Genomic DNA, 15,077 nt, shown 5'->3' with positions numbered 1-15,077 from the left:
CAATTACAGGATCATGAATAAATTTAATGAAGGATAAAGTTGCTACTTTTACTAGGGGAAAGCATATTTTGATTGACTTTTCGTGGCATAATAGAAGGATAAGATTATTAGCATTTTTTGATGATTAAAAGTTATGCAATATTAATAAGGATCCTTCAACCATGCCATCAGAATCAACAATTGAAAATCAATTTATTCATATTTTAAGCGAGCAAGAGAATCAATGGCGATATAGACCAGAACTAAAAACAGAAGCCGATCTTTGGATTAATTTTAGAAACCATCTTAATCGTTTGAATACAGCTTTGTTAGAAGGTGAGCTCTTAACTGATGTTGAGTTTGATCGTGTAAAAGTTGAATTTTTGCGTTTAACCAGTTCACCTTTTTTAGCTTCACAATGGTTGCGAGGTGAAAATGGTGTTGCTCAAATACTGTTAGAACGAGAAACAGGTGAGCGGATTAGTCTTGAAGTATTTCGCAATAAAGATATTGCCGGTGGCACCTCAGCGTATGAGGTTGTTAACCAGATTGTGCCAGATACTGAACGCAGCACTAGAGGTGATGTGACACTGTTGATTAATGGTTTGCCAATTATCCATATTGAACTAAAAAAAGAATCTGCAAAAGATGGTTACATGCAAGCCTATCATCAGATTCAGCGGTATGCTCAAGATGGTTTCTTTAACGGTATTTATGCGGCAACGCAACTCTTCGTTGTTTCGAACAAGGTTGATACACGATATTTTGCTCGTCCGAGTGAAGATACTGATGCCGCTTATCAGCGAATGACTAAATTTTTGTTCAATTGGCGTACAGAAGAAAACGTACCGGTTCCTGATTTGTTTGATTTTGCTCGTATTGTTTTGAGAATACCTGATGCCCATGAATTAATTAGTCAATATACGATTTTGGTTGATGATCAGAAAAACCAAAAGTTTTTGATGGTTCTTCGACCTTATCAAATTCATGCCATTCGTAAAATTAGAAAACAAGCCGCGCTGCATGAAGGTGGCTTCATTTGGCATGCGACTGGTTGTGGAAAAAGAACGTTTTGACCAAGATAAAAAAATTCAAATTTCGAATGAAAGCATCTTAATTACAAAAGATGGAACTCTTGGTAAGGTTGCTTATGTTGAAGGTTTAACTATGCCTGCAACTCTTAATGCAGGTGTTTTTAACGTCAAAGTGAAAGAAGATATTACTATAAATAGCAAATACTTGTTTCACTATTTAAAAGCACCTTTCCTCTTGAATTTTGCAGATAAAAAATCTACCGGTGGAACAATTAAGCATTTGAATCAAAACGTATTAGTTGAATTTCCCATTCCATTACCAAGTTTGGAAGAAAAAAAAGATAGCTGAATTATTATCAAATTTTGATAATACTATCGCACTTCATCAACGCAAGTTAGATTTGCTCAAAGAGCAGAAAAAAGGTTTCTTACAAAAAATGTTTGTCTCATGAGGAGAGACAATAAATAATTGAATATTATATTAAGTTCAGACAAATTAGTTTGGGCTTTTTTTATGGAAGTTGGTAGTCAATGAATAATTTAAACATAATTGCTAAACCTAAACACAGGTTTAGCATAGATGATGAACATTTGTTATCTACCGACATAGCGCTTATTAAATGGTTTAATGAGCGACAAGGTCTTATAGGTTTGCTCACAGAAGAAAACTACAAAGCGCCTAGTGAGTATATGCGTAATGAATATCATCAGTTAGAAAGGACGTTTAAACGATATTATGAGTGAAAAAGAAAATGCAGGGGATAAGAAAATATCCTTAGCTTTGCAAGGTAGTTGGTCAAACAGTACAATATGCACAACTCATTGAAGATTTACAACCTTTGCGTGATAAGTACGACATTACAGTGTCGGTAGATGCAAAACTTTAATTTAAAATACAGGAGAATTTAGAAACATGGTTAAAGCAACAATTAACAATTTTGAAAGCCTAGCGCTTTCTGGTAAGACTTTAGGAAACTTAACTTATTCAACTCGCAAGAGTGTTGGTAAGCGTAGTGATACAGATACGGCTGTTGTCAATATCAACGGTAGTCTTGATACACTCAACATTGAGCCACAGGCTGGTTTTGATTTTGGTATGCCGTCAAAGTCGGAATAAATGTACTCAAATTTAAGGAAATATACTATAATACCAGTAATTAAAAGAAAAGAAGAAAAGTATATGAATCCGATTATTCCAAAAAGTCCAGAAGTTCCTAAATTATCCGAATCCGAAATAGAATTTTTAACAAATACTGTTTTTGGACCGAAAAAATCAATTATAAAATGCGATGCTTTGTTTGTGTTTAGTGGTACACATCCAGGGCATTGGGAAAAAACATTAGAGGCATACAATGAAACTGGTGTTGATAAAATCATTGTCACGGGAGGTAACAGTTTAACTGGGAAAAAACATCCTGAGTGGCAATTTGACAATCAAACCGAGGCGGACGTTTATTATTGATTATTTAATCAGCAATGGTGTTTCTCCACAACAAATTGTCTACGAAAAGTCGTCCACAAACACATTGGAAAATGTTAAATTCGCACTGAATGTATTTGATTTTTCTCAAATAAAAAGTCTTATGTTTATTTGTAAGAGTCATGCAACTGGTAGGCAACTTCGGACATTAACCAAATATTTACCTGCAACCATTGATTATATTCCCTACACATTCAATGCTGAATATTCCGGTAATATTGTCAGCCGACAAGAATGGATGAATAGCGACATCGGACAGTCAAGAGTGTGGGGAGAGTATTTGAGAATACTTCACTATGGGCAAAAGGGAGATATTACGCCTTTAAAAATGAACTAATGATCATGGATCATTTTTACTACATGTAAATATAAATTCAAAGCGCATTCAAATCGATGGGCTTTTTTTATTCAATTTCAGACCATTTAACTCTACTATCTTAACAGACGTCGTTACCATCAGAACAGACCAAGTTAAGTACCCACGCATCAAAGACAATGACAGGCATTTGATTGAGCACATGTGGAATGACGAAAAACTAACATAATTTGAAATTGCAAGAAAACTCAATCATTCGTAATCAGCAATCTCACGAGAATTAAAGCAAGGAAATATTTTAGCCTTACGTGGTCCATTTTTTGCTACCCAAAAAGTTGTCTGATGTGGCAATAATTCAAAACTATTGCCACCAGAACAAATTGTAGATGCAGAAAAATTTTAACTTAAAACGCAGTATCAAAAGCAGCGTGAGATTGATAGACTACGTTTTAAGTTAAAGAAAAATTCGCTTGCAAATTCCTTAAAATGGTTACTTTTGATAATATATATTATGTTAACTAAAAGACGAACGGCGGATGTCAACCTGAAAACCACATGTTTAATATTTTAGTAAACTTCTGGTAACACGTATGTAAAACTAACGAAGATTATTTTTATATCAGAGCACAACTTTTTTAAGAATATCATGATTTTGTCTAAAAGTAAACTGCATGTCCACGCTTTTAGAACGTCGATACAAAGGCTTTTAGCAATCTAATTACTCACTATTATATCAAATATTTCAATCAATTAAACCATTTTCAAATCTTTATATTTTAAGCACAACAAAAAAAGACACTTCTAGTGTCTAAAGTTCATTATTTTATTGTTGTGCTTAAATTCGCAAAAAATATTGAAAAATAATAAAATTACGACCTGAGCCTTTTGTTAATGGCCATTATAATACTAATACTTTCGAATCTTTGGTGGGATGTAATTATTCATAAAATCGAATATTATTTCTAGAGAATCAGAAAAAAGTAATTTTTGACGATCTTCCACAGTTAAGAAACCATGCGCTGTCATAGTATCAAACATTTTTTTTAACTCATCATAATAGCCATTAATATTATAAAAAACACACGGATTATTATTGTTGCCTAAGCGTGCCCAAGAAAAAGCTTCGATAATTTCTTCTAGTGTTCCTGGTCCACCTGGCAACGCAAGACAACCATCTGATAAGTCCAGCATTTTTTGCTTTCTAACAGACATATTTTCTACTATCGTTAAATCAGTTAGTCTTTCTAAGGCTGCACCTCTGTCAGCTAATTGATTTGGAATGATACCATGAACATTACCACCAAAATCTAGTACTTGATTAGCTAGTATACCCATCAAACCAACTCTACCGCCACCATAAACCAATTCAATATGATTCTGTGCTAAATATTGACCTAATTCTTTAGTAGCAGTTACTACTGCAGAATCTTTCCCTAGTGATGCACCACAGTAAACTGCCAAATTTTTCATTTTTATATAACCCTTTTACATATTCTAAATTTAAATAAAACTGATTAATTAAAACGTTGTTTCAATTTCGTCTGACTTTGTGCTATTAAATCATCTAAATCTATATTATATTTTTCGCTTAAAATCAGTACTTGATCTAAAACATCAGCTAGTTCTTCTTTTAAATGTGCATTAAGCTCTGACTGATTTTGCATTTCTTCACCAGGATGATCTCTGCCTAGTTCTATTGCTCTAATACATTGGGCTAATTCACCAACTTCTTCAAATAAAAAATTTAATCTGATAAATGTCGAATATTGAAACCAATTGCGTTTTTTATAGAAGCTTGTTAACCACATTTTATGTTCCTGCATCACTAATCTTCCTCCTTAGTGTTAGTATGTATAGTATAATCAATGCGTACTAATTGATTATACTATACATATATATTTTATAAAATGAGACCTGTCACTTTATTTAGAAATATTAATTTAGCCACTACATTACTGACTATAATTGGTTACCCTTCATCATTTTGGCGCTCTTCTAGCATGCGCTGTTTACGCTTTTCATAAGCTCTACGGTAACGTTGCATGGCTTTATATTCTTGTTCAAACACTACCATTGGTCTTTTGCCGTCCAATGCTTGTCTAAGTGGCATGGCATTCATTTTTGAAGCTACTTCATCTAGTTGTCGTTGCTTCACATCTTTAAATGACGTACCTTTAGGGTACCAATCACGTAGCTTACGGTTTCTGTTTTCATTTGAACCACGTTGTTGTGGTGATGACGGTGTAGCATAGTATAGCTTGATTTTAAGCTCTTTTTGAACATATTCTAAAAAGTCCCATGAGATAAATTCAGAACCATTATCAGCGGTAATCGTTCTTACTGCTTTGCCATATCGTTCATAAAATAGCTTAAACGCATCAACCATATCACTAGATTTTTTACTACGAACTAATACCAAAGCAGTAAACCGAGTTTTTCGTTCAGTAAATGTCATAATCGCAGTCGTATCTTGATACCGTAGATTATTCATTTTAGCAGGCAGAACTAAATCAATTTCCCAATGACCGAACTGTTTACGACTTTCAACAACCTGTGAGCGATCAAATATTGAGTGGCGGACTAATTCTCCGTCATTTTTTAGTTGCTCACGAAGTCTAGCAATTTCACGTTCTTTAGCACGTCTTGTTTGCGCAACAGCTCTTTCTTTTGGTGTCCCATTTTGTCGATGATACTTGTGTTTGCGAATATCAATTAAACCTTTTCTAGCCCATAATCTAATGACTGATGCGGAGACATCAACATCTTGAACGTTGCCAGCTATTTGTTCAGGTGTCCAATGTTCAACATTAACCCAAGTTTCAATGATTTCTTTTAATTCAGGTGTCAATCTTGAACCGGTACCCATTTTACTACGTTTCTTTAAGGCTAGATATTGACCACGTTGTGCCGAATACTTGATACGTGCGTGTATATCCATATTCAAAAGCGTTCGTCTATCTAAATGCGAAAAATCAAGTGTGTTGCCACGGTGTAATTCACGTAGTATTGATGACGGTGTATAGCCTAAACGCCTAGCTATATCCGCTTGTGTCATTTTCTCAATATTCCACAAGTATTCAATCATGTGACGTTGATTTTCATTTATATGTGGTTGGCGCTTTCGTTTTTTTGGTGTTTCATCACTCATAAAACGTATATACTCCTTTATTATGATTATTGAAGTTGGGAATATTCCCTTATAACAAGTTTACCATTTCACAATGTTGTCTATTATTTTATTTTTTAACTTATCGAAAAACAAAATTATAAGCATATCAACTGTTCACACAACATTGAATTCATCAAGAACCTTTTTTACATCAGCTAGTTCTTCATAATATTCAGATAGCCAACGAGTATCTAAACGCATACGTTCAAGTTCAGGTAGTAAATTGTTTTCCAAATTTTTTGCATGTTCTGACAATTCCCTCAAAATAAAGGCTTCATAATTGTTTACATCATCAAATGGTCTAAAGACTTCATCAGTAAAATCAACAATATTGTGAATGCTATAAGCTATCTGCCCTATAATTTTGTTATTATCAGACCATTTTAATTGTTCACGCAAATGACTATCAACCTCAATATCACGTAAACAATCAACATAACGATTGATGATGCGATACCTTAAATTGTCAATTGCTTTGTTTATCATCACATTGCCCTTTCTCTTAGTTGCTTTTTAGCTTGATACAACTGTTCTTCAATCTTATTCAAACCACTTTCAGTGTTGCGATCAGTTCCCTTAATCAGCAAGTCTAAATCACGATAAGCAAAGGTTAGCTCAATTGATTTTGAGACCAAATCTTGTACCCTTGATGCTAATTCTTTGTTAAAAAAAAGCACATCTCCGTATGTTTGAGATTGTGCTTGTCTGATTTTAGCTTGTAATTGCATTGATACGCTTAACGTTGTTTGAAAGTTAGGCGCACCAGCCTTGAATTGAAAGCCTTGTCTATCGCTTTCTAACGTTTGGTCTAATTGACTATATAAGTCTCTAAATCGTTCTAACTGCTTAATATACAGCTCTAATTGTTCCGGCTTTAACCATATTTTTGTTGGCATCTTACTTTATCCTTTCAGTTTTAATTGCAAACAAAAAAGCTAGTACCTATCAAACACTAACTCACTTTGTGACTAATCATATATATTTGTACGAACCGTCAAACCTGTTTCTTTACGAATTTTCTTAATAATTTCCGGTATTTGTTCTGTATATGAACTATCCAATCGTGCTATTTGTTGTGAATGTGTTGCACGACCAATCTTATACCATTCAAAAAATATATTGACCTTTTTTGAGTAGATTTGGTCTACAACTCTCACTTCATATATCGTATTAGGTTGCTTAGCAAACATTTCTTTAATATCCCCAATTACCGCATCAATTTGGTTCATAGCTCAAACAGCTCCAGTCGTTTTATTTACTATAACTATTATACGAACATTTGTTCCCTTAGTCAACAGTTAAACACTCTAAATTATTCAGGGTAAATACTGTTTATCTTTACCAGTTTCATCAATAATTCGTAATGGTTCACTATAAATTTGTTGAGTACTCATAGTACGTCTAGGTGCTGGATATTCCTTTTGTAACTTACGCATCACATCTGCTAGCGTAGTGCCTATCATGTACTCATTCTTTGAATGCCAACCAACTGCTTTATACATTATCATGCCCCCTTTCCTTGTTCATCATCTTCGTTGTATTTTTTAGTCGGCTTTTCAAAGTTGATATTTAACTGCTTACTTGCCTGTGTAATCGCATTTTTAGTAGTTGCCATAACCAGTTTTTCGTGTTCAGCCGATAATTCCACTGCATTGATTGCTTCAATGATTTCATGCCAATGTCCTGTTTTCTTCAATACCGCTAGACTAGGCACAACCGACTGTAAAACCCATTTTTCAATACGCTCAACACTTTGCTTTTTTGGCTCTCTAACAAATTTCATTTTCTTGCCTAAAGCTGTTAGTAACGACCAAGCAGGCATCGGCTCAACCGTTGCTTCAATCTCATCACGCACTGTATCTGATTTCAATTGTTGGTCATCAATTTTGCCATTAGTAAACCACAAATAGGTATACAAAATATCAAAGGTTATATCCACCAATTTCTTATCTTGATTAAGCCACTCATCAAGGACATACTCTGCTTTATCTTGATGCAATTCTAATTCCACACGAGTTTTTACATCAGTGTCATAGCCTTTATTAGCTTGTTCTTTGTGCTTATCATAGGCACGGATAACAAAAGGCGACTTACCAAAATCAACCGTCCAGCCATCATCAACGTTGCCATGAACTGCATAAGACTTTGATTTACTCCAAAAACGTTTTTCTTGAACAGCTTTAACAAGGTCATTCATGTTTAGCAGACCCCATTTATCATTTATCGCAATATCTAATCTAGTGAGATGTCCCCGATATTGTCGTGCTTTCTCAAAAAAGTTACGCCAATTCATGCTTTGTTCAAGTAGCGCTTTTTCAAACAGCCGTGTGCCTTTACCAGTTAAATAAAGCGTTGTCCCAAACTTTTGCTCAATCGCTTGTGTTTCTGGGTTTTTAATTGGTGCAAAGTCTTGAATATAGATATTTTTTTCGCCAGCAAATGCCATTTCACGAGTATAAAAGTTTTGAGATGTAGGACGTTCTAAAAATAAATTTTCTTGTAATCTCAACACATCAGCGATTACTTGCTTTGAAGTTAAATCTGGGAACGTTAATGAAACCCAATCGAATTGTACTTCAATGCTTTCTGCTAAATCTGGATAGGCTACTAACAATTTATCAACAAACTTATCTGATATTTTTTGTTCTCCATTTTCAAAACGAGTAACTGTTTTTCTACTAATATCCAGTGCAGTAGCTAATTCTTGTTGTGTTATCCCAAGTAGTTGTCGCATCAATATTAAATTATCATTTGTTAGTTCTGGTGCATTTAAATCTTGTGTCATAATATTTTTCCCTTTCAATAGTTGGTATCGTCCAACGTTTTTTAAATCAACTAATTTTTCTAAGTCAGTTGAAGCCGTATTTTGTATTTGTGCATCAGACTGTTTAAGTTTTGCCTTAAAGCCTGATAACTCACTACCAGTAATTTCATCAATCGCAATTTCACTACCGATATTAGGTAAATGTCCTAGCTCAATAGCTGATACGGTCACGTTATAAGTCTCAATAATTTCATCATTCAATTTCATACCAACCATGATAAGTATTTCCAACGATAACCGTAAACTATGTTGTGTTGTGCCTAGAAATATAGGTGTATAAGCTGTTGGCTCATTGTTAATCGTTATCATGTCGGCTTTCCTTTCTTAAAATGTCCCATTTGGTACTTTCAAAGGGACATTTTTGTTTTTTGTTCTAAATGGCTTCATACCGGCGTTTGTTCCCCATATTGGGTTGACGCTTTCAGCGTTTTTACCGGTTTAACCCCCCTGTTAGTAACTGGGGGTTAAAGCCTTTTTGGTGACTTTATTTTTGGCGCATGTGCCAGTCGCTGACACACACTGGTCGTGTGTGCTTAACCGCGACCACGCACCTTGCCCCCTTAACGCTTCGCGTTGGGGCAAGGCGTGGCACTGTCTCTTCGCTGGTCGCTACGAGCCACGCCAAAACCAAAGTCACTATGTACATAAAGCCCCGGTCTCTCACAGGACATTTGCTGTAAAAGACTAGAGCTTTAACAATAGTTGCTTACTTGATATGTGATAATTGATCGAGCAAACCTTGAATGTCTTTTGTACGATTGACACCGTGTGTTTGCAATGACTTAGCCGTACCAAGCAAAAAACCTAAGTTTTTGCGTAGTTCCGCAAAGTAAGGTGGCAGCATTGGACTAACAGCACGTAGCTGTTCTTCATCTGCCATTGCTTTTTTAAGTTCATCACTTAGTTGAGCAAGGTGTTCAAGTCCACCTATCTTTTCAATTGCCTTCAAATCTTCAATTGATTGAGCGGACAAAGATTGAATTTTTTTAACTTCTAAAGCCATAATTTTTTACCTACTTTTTCTTTTTAAACTACAAATATTTAATTAACAGCAAAGCCAAACACAGATGCTAAGTGTTGGACTTCTAGCGTTGTACTCCATTTTTTTGTTTTCCTAACTTCAAATCAGATATTTTAATCTAAACATTTTTTATATTCTTAAATATCACCTTTGCTTGACAAACATTCTTGTTGATGTTAAATTTCTAGATAAGTCAATATTGATGTTTTTAAAACATCTGTGATAGCCCTACATAAGTGGCATAGATTGGACATTGTCAATGCGATGCCCTCTTTTTTATGCATTTTTTTTCAAAGATTAGAAAGGAATGTTATTCTGATGACATCTCTACAAAAACGAGCACTAACATTACTGGTTGGTTCACAACTTTTAATCATGTTAGGAATTGGATTGATTATACCGGTAGAACCCTACATCAAAGACGATATGGGACTTACTGCCACAGATATGGGAATCATGGCAGCGCTATTTGCTGCTGTGCAATTTTTAGCTTCTCCCATCATTGGCCGTCTCTCAGACAAATTTGCTCGTGTACCCCTAATTGCCATTGGACTACTACTTTTCTCCATTTCTGAGGGACTATTTGCTCTAGGAATAGGACATGAACTTTGGCACTTAAATGTGGCTCGGGCTTTAGGTGGGCTAGCTGCTGCACTGTCAATCCCATCTATTACTGCATTAGCGTCAGACATGACCACCAGTTCGAATCGCGCAAAAGTCATAGGTTGGCTATCAGCTGCTTTTAGTGGTGGCATTATTTTAGGCCCTGGTGTGGGAGGGGTCTTGGCAAACATTGATCATAAATTACCCTTTTTTGGATCTGCTATTTTAGGAGCTATTTCTTTTCTAATTTTCATTATCTTCATGCCAAATGAAAATAAATTACGCAATAAACAAATAGAAACTTCCTCTGACCATACAAAAACTCCAAAAAATAATTTTTGGAGTTTAGCTTTAGTTATGTTGCTCATTATGATTTTAGTTTCTTCCTTTGGACTAGCAGCCTTTGAAAATATGTTTAGCCTTTACTTTCATGACGTGCGTGGTTTTAATCTTAATGAAATTGCAGTCTTTCTAATTGTTAACGGTGTTTTATCGCTTATTTTCCAAGTTGTTTTCTTTGATAAACTGGTACGATTCATGGGCGAATTAATGATTATAAGACTCAGTTTTCTTTTTGGGTTTATTTCGATTATTTGGATTCTATTTTCACAACAAAAGTGGGAAGTATTTGTAGCAACATTAATAGTTTTCGTTGGATTTGATATCCTACGTCCTGCGATAACAACTCTGTTATCCCATATTAGTGATTCTCAGCAAGGATTTGTTAATGGACTAAATATGTCCTTAACTAGCGTTGGGAATATTTTTGGTCCCATTCTTGGAGGCATTCTATTAGATCTGAATAGTAATTTACCTTATACCTTTGTTGCGATAGTACTAGCCCTAGCTACTTTTCTTACTTTTACAATTAGGTTTAACACTATTCACAGTTAGACCAATTAAAGTTAACATAAGACAGACTATGCAAAGTAACGATATATCAACGTTTGAAAGCACTAAAAAATAGGTCATTTTCAAAACCTTTCACAAAGTCCTTAAAACGCCTATTTCATCACATCAGTTTTTAAATTTCACAAGTCAATTAAATTTAGACCAATCTTTTAAATGCACAATATTCAAAATAATCTCATAACATAATATTTAAAAATTATTTCCTGAACAAAGAATTTAAAGTGATACAATTAATTAGGTATTAAGATAATTTCTAAAAAATGAGGAATCAAAAATGACACCAAGTGAACTTTTTAAGAAAGCACAAGAATCTAATAGTGTACCCCACGATGCAAAAATGCGATCAGCTTTTCAATTTGGTGTCTCCGCCGATGAACTGGCAGATTTGGTTATAAGTGGTCAAAAAACAGCAACCACAAGTTCACTAGACTTATACGAAAAAGACGAACCTCTACCGCAGCTGGGTGCCTATGATGTGGTATTAGACAGTGAAAATCAAGCCATTTGTGTCATACAAAATGATACCGTTGAAATTAAAAACTACCTAGACGTTAGCGAAAAACATGCTTATCTTGAAGGCGAAGGAGACCGAAGCTTAGAATACTGGCGTCATGTTCATAATGAATTTTTTGTCAACGAATACCAATTAGAAGGACTCGTGTTCAAAGAACAAGACGCTAAAATGGTTCTTGAAAATTTCCACGTTGTGTACCCTGTACAATAATAATTAGTTTTGAATAAGCAGACTAATATATACAAATTGATTAGCATGAGGCAGTTTACTATAAACTGCTTTTTTTGATAGTCATTTATTTTTTATTTCGCTTTACTTGGTACTTTGCAATATTAATGCGCATGTATTCATGTAAATTAAAATCTCTTGGTACTTCTGGTGCAAAGAATGACCTAACTTGACTGTCCCCAATCTTAATAAAGCCCCACCCTTTCAAATGTGATGACAAAGGGCGCAATTGTTTTTCATTATCAGGAAACACCATTTTTTCGATTTCTGGTGTTGGCACACCCATGTTAATACGCATATTCAATTGGTTACGTACTGCCATTGGCAAAGAACCTGCATCAGGTCTCTGCATACCAATCAAAATATAAAAACCAAGTTCACGTCCTAGCATAGCTATCTCATTCAAATTAGACATTGCTGTATCATAGCTTGTTTTAATTGGGTCGTCATAGGCTAACCTATCATTCATTTCAACAAACGCCCCGAACTCATCAAAGATTAAAAAGCAAGGCTCAAAACCAAAGTCCTTATAGGTGCCAATCTGACCTGATGCTTTTAATTCTTCCATACGTTCTGCACGTTTCATCATTAACTGATAATACTTAATCACGGCATCGTTAATTTCAGATGCCGTACTATGAACTCGTCCTTTTAATTCGTCAACATATTTCAAACTAGCCAAATCAGAACGTTTTGGGTCGATAATATCAACATATTTAGTAACCTGTAATAACTGTCCGATAATCGCAAACATAGTATACGATTTACCAGTACCCACGTTACCTGATATTAAAGAATTGTAAAAAGTATCATACTTCCAATTAATGCCCTTTGAAATCTGCAATAACCCTTTTTTAGGTTTCAAATCTTTTAACTGTCGTCTAAATTTAATTGGGTCAAAAGCAAAGGTACTAATCATCTTATTTTTACTAAATTCAGTTGTTTGTCTATCAGCAAGTAATGCTGTTTCAACCACATTATCAAACTCATTTTTAGAAAAACTTTCCATGTATTTCTGGCCGTCTACTGGTTCTTGTAAAATCAGTTGGCCTGTTTTGTGTAGTACCTTTAATTTCAATTTTGGAAAATAAGCTATAAATGTCCCATTGTCATCACTAGCAGTATCGAAGAACCCTTTGGAAACAACCAACAAGCTTATCATTTGGCGTAATTCAACTGTTTTCAGGTACTTTGAAATAAAGTCGGAATGTTCTGGTGCATAATGCTTATAAAACCAAAACACGCCCCAACCAAACAAACTAGTCAATAAGATACTCAAAAAAATAGGCAACAAATACCACCAACTATATTGTCCTTGCATCAACGATTGAAAAATATTCGAATACCAAAAAGCAAAACACACCGTGACTAAAAACCAAACAAAAAGCAAAGTCCTTTTAAATAAAGTCTTTGCTAAATACTGATCACTATATTTAATTGTTTTAAACATTATGCTCCTATCTGAATCATTATTATTATAAATACTTTGACATACAAATTGAATTACTTAGTCCGTCATAGGGTGGATAATTATCAATTAACTGATATTTCATTTTCGTGTAAAGTCGGATTGCTTCATTATTATTTTTACCGGTTTCTACAATGATTTTTTTATAACCATTGGAATAAGCTTGGGACTCTAACTTGCTAATTAATTTAGTTGCTATACCAGCGCTTCTAGCTATGGGATCAACAAATAATCTTTTCATTTCTAATACGTCTTCAGAATAGGTTTTGGTTGCTACACAACCAATTGCCTGTCCTAGATTATAAGCAACAAAAATATCTGTTAAATCACTAATCGAATTAAAAACATGATATTCAGTTTTTTCTGTACTTTGAATACCACTGTTGAAACTAGATAATGTATTGTCAAGAATCTGAACCATTCTATTAAAGTCCTGATCTGTAGTATTTACTTTCTTAATTTTCATAGGTATACTCCACTAATGTGTCCAAATTGTATTTTAAATCAATAGTAACATTGATGAGTCTCAGTTAATTTGAACAATGTTAACTAGAATAACATTATGAGACTTGCTATATCATACTTTTGTTGTAATTTATAAACATATTTGTGTCAAAAATCATTTTCTAGTTTTTGAATCTCATCATTGATGACGTTACTATACATTTGATGTGCAAACTCATTTCTAAATCGTTCAAATTTCTCAGGACTACTTTTAATTTCATTCAAGGTAAGCGTGTGTAGGTCGGGATATGGACTATCACTCGCATAATCTTTCCAAGCAATTTTGCCATGAACATTGATAATTGCTCGTGCCAATAACAACACATTTTTTCGTGTCATGCGATATTTTTTAAAAACACTAGACATCAATTGACCCCCGACTATTCAAATAATCTCTTAATTCAGCATAAGTATCGTTATATTCCAAATAAACACTAAACACTCCCATACTGTCATAATAATAGCCTGACTTCACAACCTGTCTCACTCTACCAACAAAATCTTCCAATGAAGCATCATGAAAAATAAAAAGATCTCGCAATTCTTTATCAACACCAGATGTCACTAATTCTAAATACTTATTATGAAAATACTGATGAGCCTTTTCTGCTCTTTTTAGAACTTCTGCTGTCACATCTTGTCCTTCTTCATAACCTAGCGACATAGGCTGTAAATCTGCCATTCTAAAATCAACTTTGGTCATATTTCTTATCCCTATTCTTAACATCAAATCGCACGACATTTCTCTTTTTATCCAAAATAACTATAATAGTAAAATCACTTGCTTCAATCTTCAACGTAAGCAATTTTTTATCAAAAGCAGTCACTATGTTGCCAGCAATCACACCAGTTTTGTTTTGAATAGCTTTAGCCAAATCACTCGCTTGCGGTATCATAAACGCTAAATCTTTGGTCTTATAAATCGTCTTACCCAAATCATCTAACGCTTCAAAATCTCGATTATGCCTAACATAGAAAAAAGCAATACCAAAACCAAAGATTAAAAACAAAATAAAGTTTTCCAT

The 15,077-nt window shown here is 34.3% G+C and carries 17 protein-coding genes and 3 pseudogenes; 6 read left to right on the top strand and 14 right to left on the bottom strand.

The features are described 5' to 3' along the window. Positions 1–161: 161 nt before the first annotated feature. The 4 genes and pseudogenes from RHP64_RS05650 to RHP64_RS05635 all read left to right on the top strand — a co-directional run. Positions 162–1,043: pseudogene (locus RHP64_RS05650) on the top strand (type I restriction endonuclease); the annotation flags it as partial. Next, positions 1,036–1,465 (top strand): annotated as a pseudogene (locus RHP64_RS05645) (restriction endonuclease subunit S); the annotation flags it as partial. The pseudogenes RHP64_RS05650 and RHP64_RS05645, both read left to right, overlap by 8 nt. A gap of 461 nt (positions 1,466–1,926) precedes the next feature. After that, entirely contained in the window at positions 1,927–2,130 is a 204-nt protein-coding gene (locus tag RHP64_RS05640) for a hypothetical protein (protein ID WP_014324767.1), read from the top strand. Positions 2,131–2,193: 63 nt separating this feature from the next. Continuing rightward, a pseudogene (locus RHP64_RS05635) lies at positions 2,194–2,830 on the top strand (YdcF family protein). Between the two features lie 885 nt (positions 2,831–3,715). On the opposite strand, the gene RHP64_RS05630 reads toward RHP64_RS05635, so the two are convergent. From RHP64_RS05630 to RHP64_RS05590, 9 genes are all read right to left on the bottom strand, one after another. Continuing rightward, the gene (locus RHP64_RS05630) at positions 3,716–4,279 is read right to left on the bottom strand and encodes an LOG family protein (RefSeq protein WP_146955647.1); all 564 of its coding nucleotides are present in this window, start codon (positions 4,277–4,279) and stop codon (positions 3,716–3,718) included. A gap of 44 nt (positions 4,280–4,323) precedes the next feature. Beyond that, entirely contained in the window at positions 4,324–4,632 is a 309-nt protein-coding gene (locus RHP64_RS05625) for a MazG nucleotide pyrophosphohydrolase domain-containing protein (RefSeq protein ID WP_146958284.1), read from the bottom strand. 146 nt (positions 4,633–4,778) lie between these two features. Continuing rightward, positions 4,779–5,957, bottom strand: a complete 1,179-nt coding sequence (locus RHP64_RS05620) for an IS30 family transposase (protein ID WP_146955646.1) — start codon at positions 5,955–5,957, stop codon at positions 4,779–4,781. 135 nt (positions 5,958–6,092) lie between these two features. Further along, positions 6,093–6,464: an ATP-binding protein gene (locus RHP64_RS05615; protein ID WP_146955645.1), complete on the bottom strand. Its 372-nt coding sequence runs from the start codon at positions 6,462–6,464 to the stop codon at positions 6,093–6,095. Then, on the bottom strand, positions 6,464–6,874 hold the full coding sequence (locus tag RHP64_RS05610; RefSeq protein WP_146955644.1) for a hypothetical protein: 411 nt from the start codon (positions 6,872–6,874) through the stop codon (positions 6,464–6,466). The genes RHP64_RS05615 and RHP64_RS05610 overlap by 1 nt, the downstream gene beginning before the upstream one ends. 72 nt (positions 6,875–6,946) lie before the next feature. Then, entirely contained in the window at positions 6,947–7,207 is a 261-nt protein-coding gene (locus RHP64_RS05605; RefSeq protein WP_146955643.1) for a hypothetical protein, read from the bottom strand. An 87-nt stretch (positions 7,208–7,294) separates the two neighbouring features. Then, positions 7,295–7,480, bottom strand: a complete 186-nt coding sequence (locus RHP64_RS05600; RefSeq protein ID WP_146955642.1) for a hypothetical protein — start codon at positions 7,478–7,480, stop codon at positions 7,295–7,297. Between the two features lie 2 nt (positions 7,481–7,482). Further along, positions 7,483–9,111, bottom strand: coding sequence for a replication initiation factor domain-containing protein (locus tag RHP64_RS05595; protein ID WP_160215171.1), 1,629 nt, complete (start codon positions 9,109–9,111; stop codon positions 7,483–7,485). Positions 9,112–9,508: 397 nt separating this feature from the next. Next, positions 9,509–9,805, bottom strand: a complete 297-nt coding sequence (locus RHP64_RS05590) for a hypothetical protein (RefSeq protein ID WP_010002619.1) — start codon at positions 9,803–9,805, stop codon at positions 9,509–9,511. Positions 9,806–10,141: 336 nt separating this feature from the next. Between RHP64_RS05590 and RHP64_RS05585 the strand changes: the two genes are divergently transcribed. Continuing rightward, positions 10,142–11,320: an MFS transporter gene (locus RHP64_RS05585; protein WP_150288677.1), complete on the top strand. Its 1,179-nt coding sequence runs from the start codon at positions 10,142–10,144 to the stop codon at positions 11,318–11,320. 292 nt (positions 11,321–11,612) lie between these two features. Next, the gene (locus tag RHP64_RS05580) at positions 11,613–12,062 is read left to right on the top strand and encodes an ASCH domain-containing protein (protein WP_150288678.1); all 450 of its coding nucleotides are present in this window, start codon (positions 11,613–11,615) and stop codon (positions 12,060–12,062) included. Between the two features lie 85 nt (positions 12,063–12,147). Here RHP64_RS05580 and RHP64_RS05575 read toward each other — a convergent pair whose 3' ends face one another. The 5 genes from RHP64_RS05575 to RHP64_RS05555 form a co-directional block, all read right to left on the bottom strand. After that, positions 12,148–13,530, bottom strand: a complete 1,383-nt coding sequence (locus RHP64_RS05575; protein WP_150288679.1) for a cell division protein FtsK — start codon at positions 13,528–13,530, stop codon at positions 12,148–12,150. A 25-nt stretch (positions 13,531–13,555) separates the two neighbouring features. Further along, the gene (locus RHP64_RS05570; RefSeq protein ID WP_223825246.1) at positions 13,556–13,969 is read right to left on the bottom strand and encodes a GNAT family N-acetyltransferase; all 414 of its coding nucleotides are present in this window, start codon (positions 13,967–13,969) and stop codon (positions 13,556–13,558) included. Between the two features lie 191 nt (positions 13,970–14,160). After that, on the bottom strand, positions 14,161–14,418 hold the full coding sequence (locus tag RHP64_RS05565) for a hypothetical protein (protein ID WP_150288681.1): 258 nt from the start codon (positions 14,416–14,418) through the stop codon (positions 14,161–14,163). After that, positions 14,411–14,755, bottom strand: a complete 345-nt coding sequence (locus RHP64_RS05560; RefSeq protein ID WP_150288682.1) for a hypothetical protein — start codon at positions 14,753–14,755, stop codon at positions 14,411–14,413. The genes RHP64_RS05565 and RHP64_RS05560 overlap by 8 nt, the downstream gene beginning before the upstream one ends. Continuing rightward, positions 14,742–15,077, bottom strand: coding sequence for a hypothetical protein (locus tag RHP64_RS05555; RefSeq protein ID WP_150288683.1), 336 nt, complete (start codon positions 15,075–15,077; stop codon positions 14,742–14,744). The genes RHP64_RS05560 and RHP64_RS05555 overlap by 14 nt, the downstream gene beginning before the upstream one ends.

This window comes from Leuconostoc sp. XM4, assembly GCF_055698815.1.
This window is presented reverse-complemented; position numbering and strand designations above follow the sequence as displayed.

Coding starts and splice junctions, on each gene's coding strand:
- RHP64_RS05640 (WP_014324767.1), top strand. CDS start 1,927: ATGGTTAAAGCAACAATTAACAATTTTGAAAGCCTAGCGCTTTCTGGT.
- RHP64_RS05630 (WP_146955647.1), bottom strand. CDS start 4,279: ATGAAAAATTTGGCAGTTTACTGTGGTGCATCACTAGGGAAAGATTCT.
- RHP64_RS05625 (WP_146958284.1), bottom strand. CDS start 4,632: ATGCAGGAACATAAAATGTGGTTAACAAGCTTCTATAAAAAACGCAAT.
- RHP64_RS05620 (WP_146955646.1), bottom strand. CDS start 5,957: ATGAGTGATGAAACACCAAAAAAACGAAAGCGCCAACCACATATAAAT.
- RHP64_RS05615 (WP_146955645.1), bottom strand. CDS start 6,464: ATGATAAACAAAGCAATTGACAATTTAAGGTATCGCATCATCAATCGT.
- RHP64_RS05610 (WP_146955644.1), bottom strand. CDS start 6,874: ATGCCAACAAAAATATGGTTAAAGCCGGAACAATTAGAGCTGTATATT.
- RHP64_RS05605 (WP_146955643.1), bottom strand. CDS start 7,207: ATGAACCAAATTGATGCGGTAATTGGGGATATTAAAGAAATGTTTGCT.
- RHP64_RS05600 (WP_146955642.1), bottom strand. CDS start 7,480: ATGTATAAAGCAGTTGGTTGGCATTCAAAGAATGAGTACATGATAGGC.
- RHP64_RS05595 (WP_160215171.1), bottom strand. CDS start 9,111: ATGATAACGATTAACAATGAGCCAACAGCTTATACACCTATATTTCTA.
- RHP64_RS05590 (WP_010002619.1), bottom strand. CDS start 9,805: ATGGCTTTAGAAGTTAAAAAAATTCAATCTTTGTCCGCTCAATCAATT.
- RHP64_RS05585 (WP_150288677.1), top strand. CDS start 10,142: ATGACATCTCTACAAAAACGAGCACTAACATTACTGGTTGGTTCACAA.
- RHP64_RS05580 (WP_150288678.1), top strand. CDS start 11,613: ATGACACCAAGTGAACTTTTTAAGAAAGCACAAGAATCTAATAGTGTA.
- RHP64_RS05575 (WP_150288679.1), bottom strand. CDS start 13,530: ATGTTTAAAACAATTAAATATAGTGATCAGTATTTAGCAAAGACTTTA.
- RHP64_RS05570 (WP_223825246.1), bottom strand. CDS start 13,969: ATGGTTCAGATTCTTGACAATACATTATCTAGTTTCAACAGTGGTATT.
- RHP64_RS05565 (WP_150288681.1), bottom strand. CDS start 14,418: ATGTCTAGTGTTTTTAAAAAATATCGCATGACACGAAAAAATGTGTTG.
- RHP64_RS05560 (WP_150288682.1), bottom strand. CDS start 14,755: ATGACCAAAGTTGATTTTAGAATGGCAGATTTACAGCCTATGTCGCTA.
- RHP64_RS05555 (WP_150288683.1), bottom strand. CDS start 15,077: ATGGAAAACTTTATTTTGTTTTTAATCTTTGGTTTTGGTATTGCTTTT.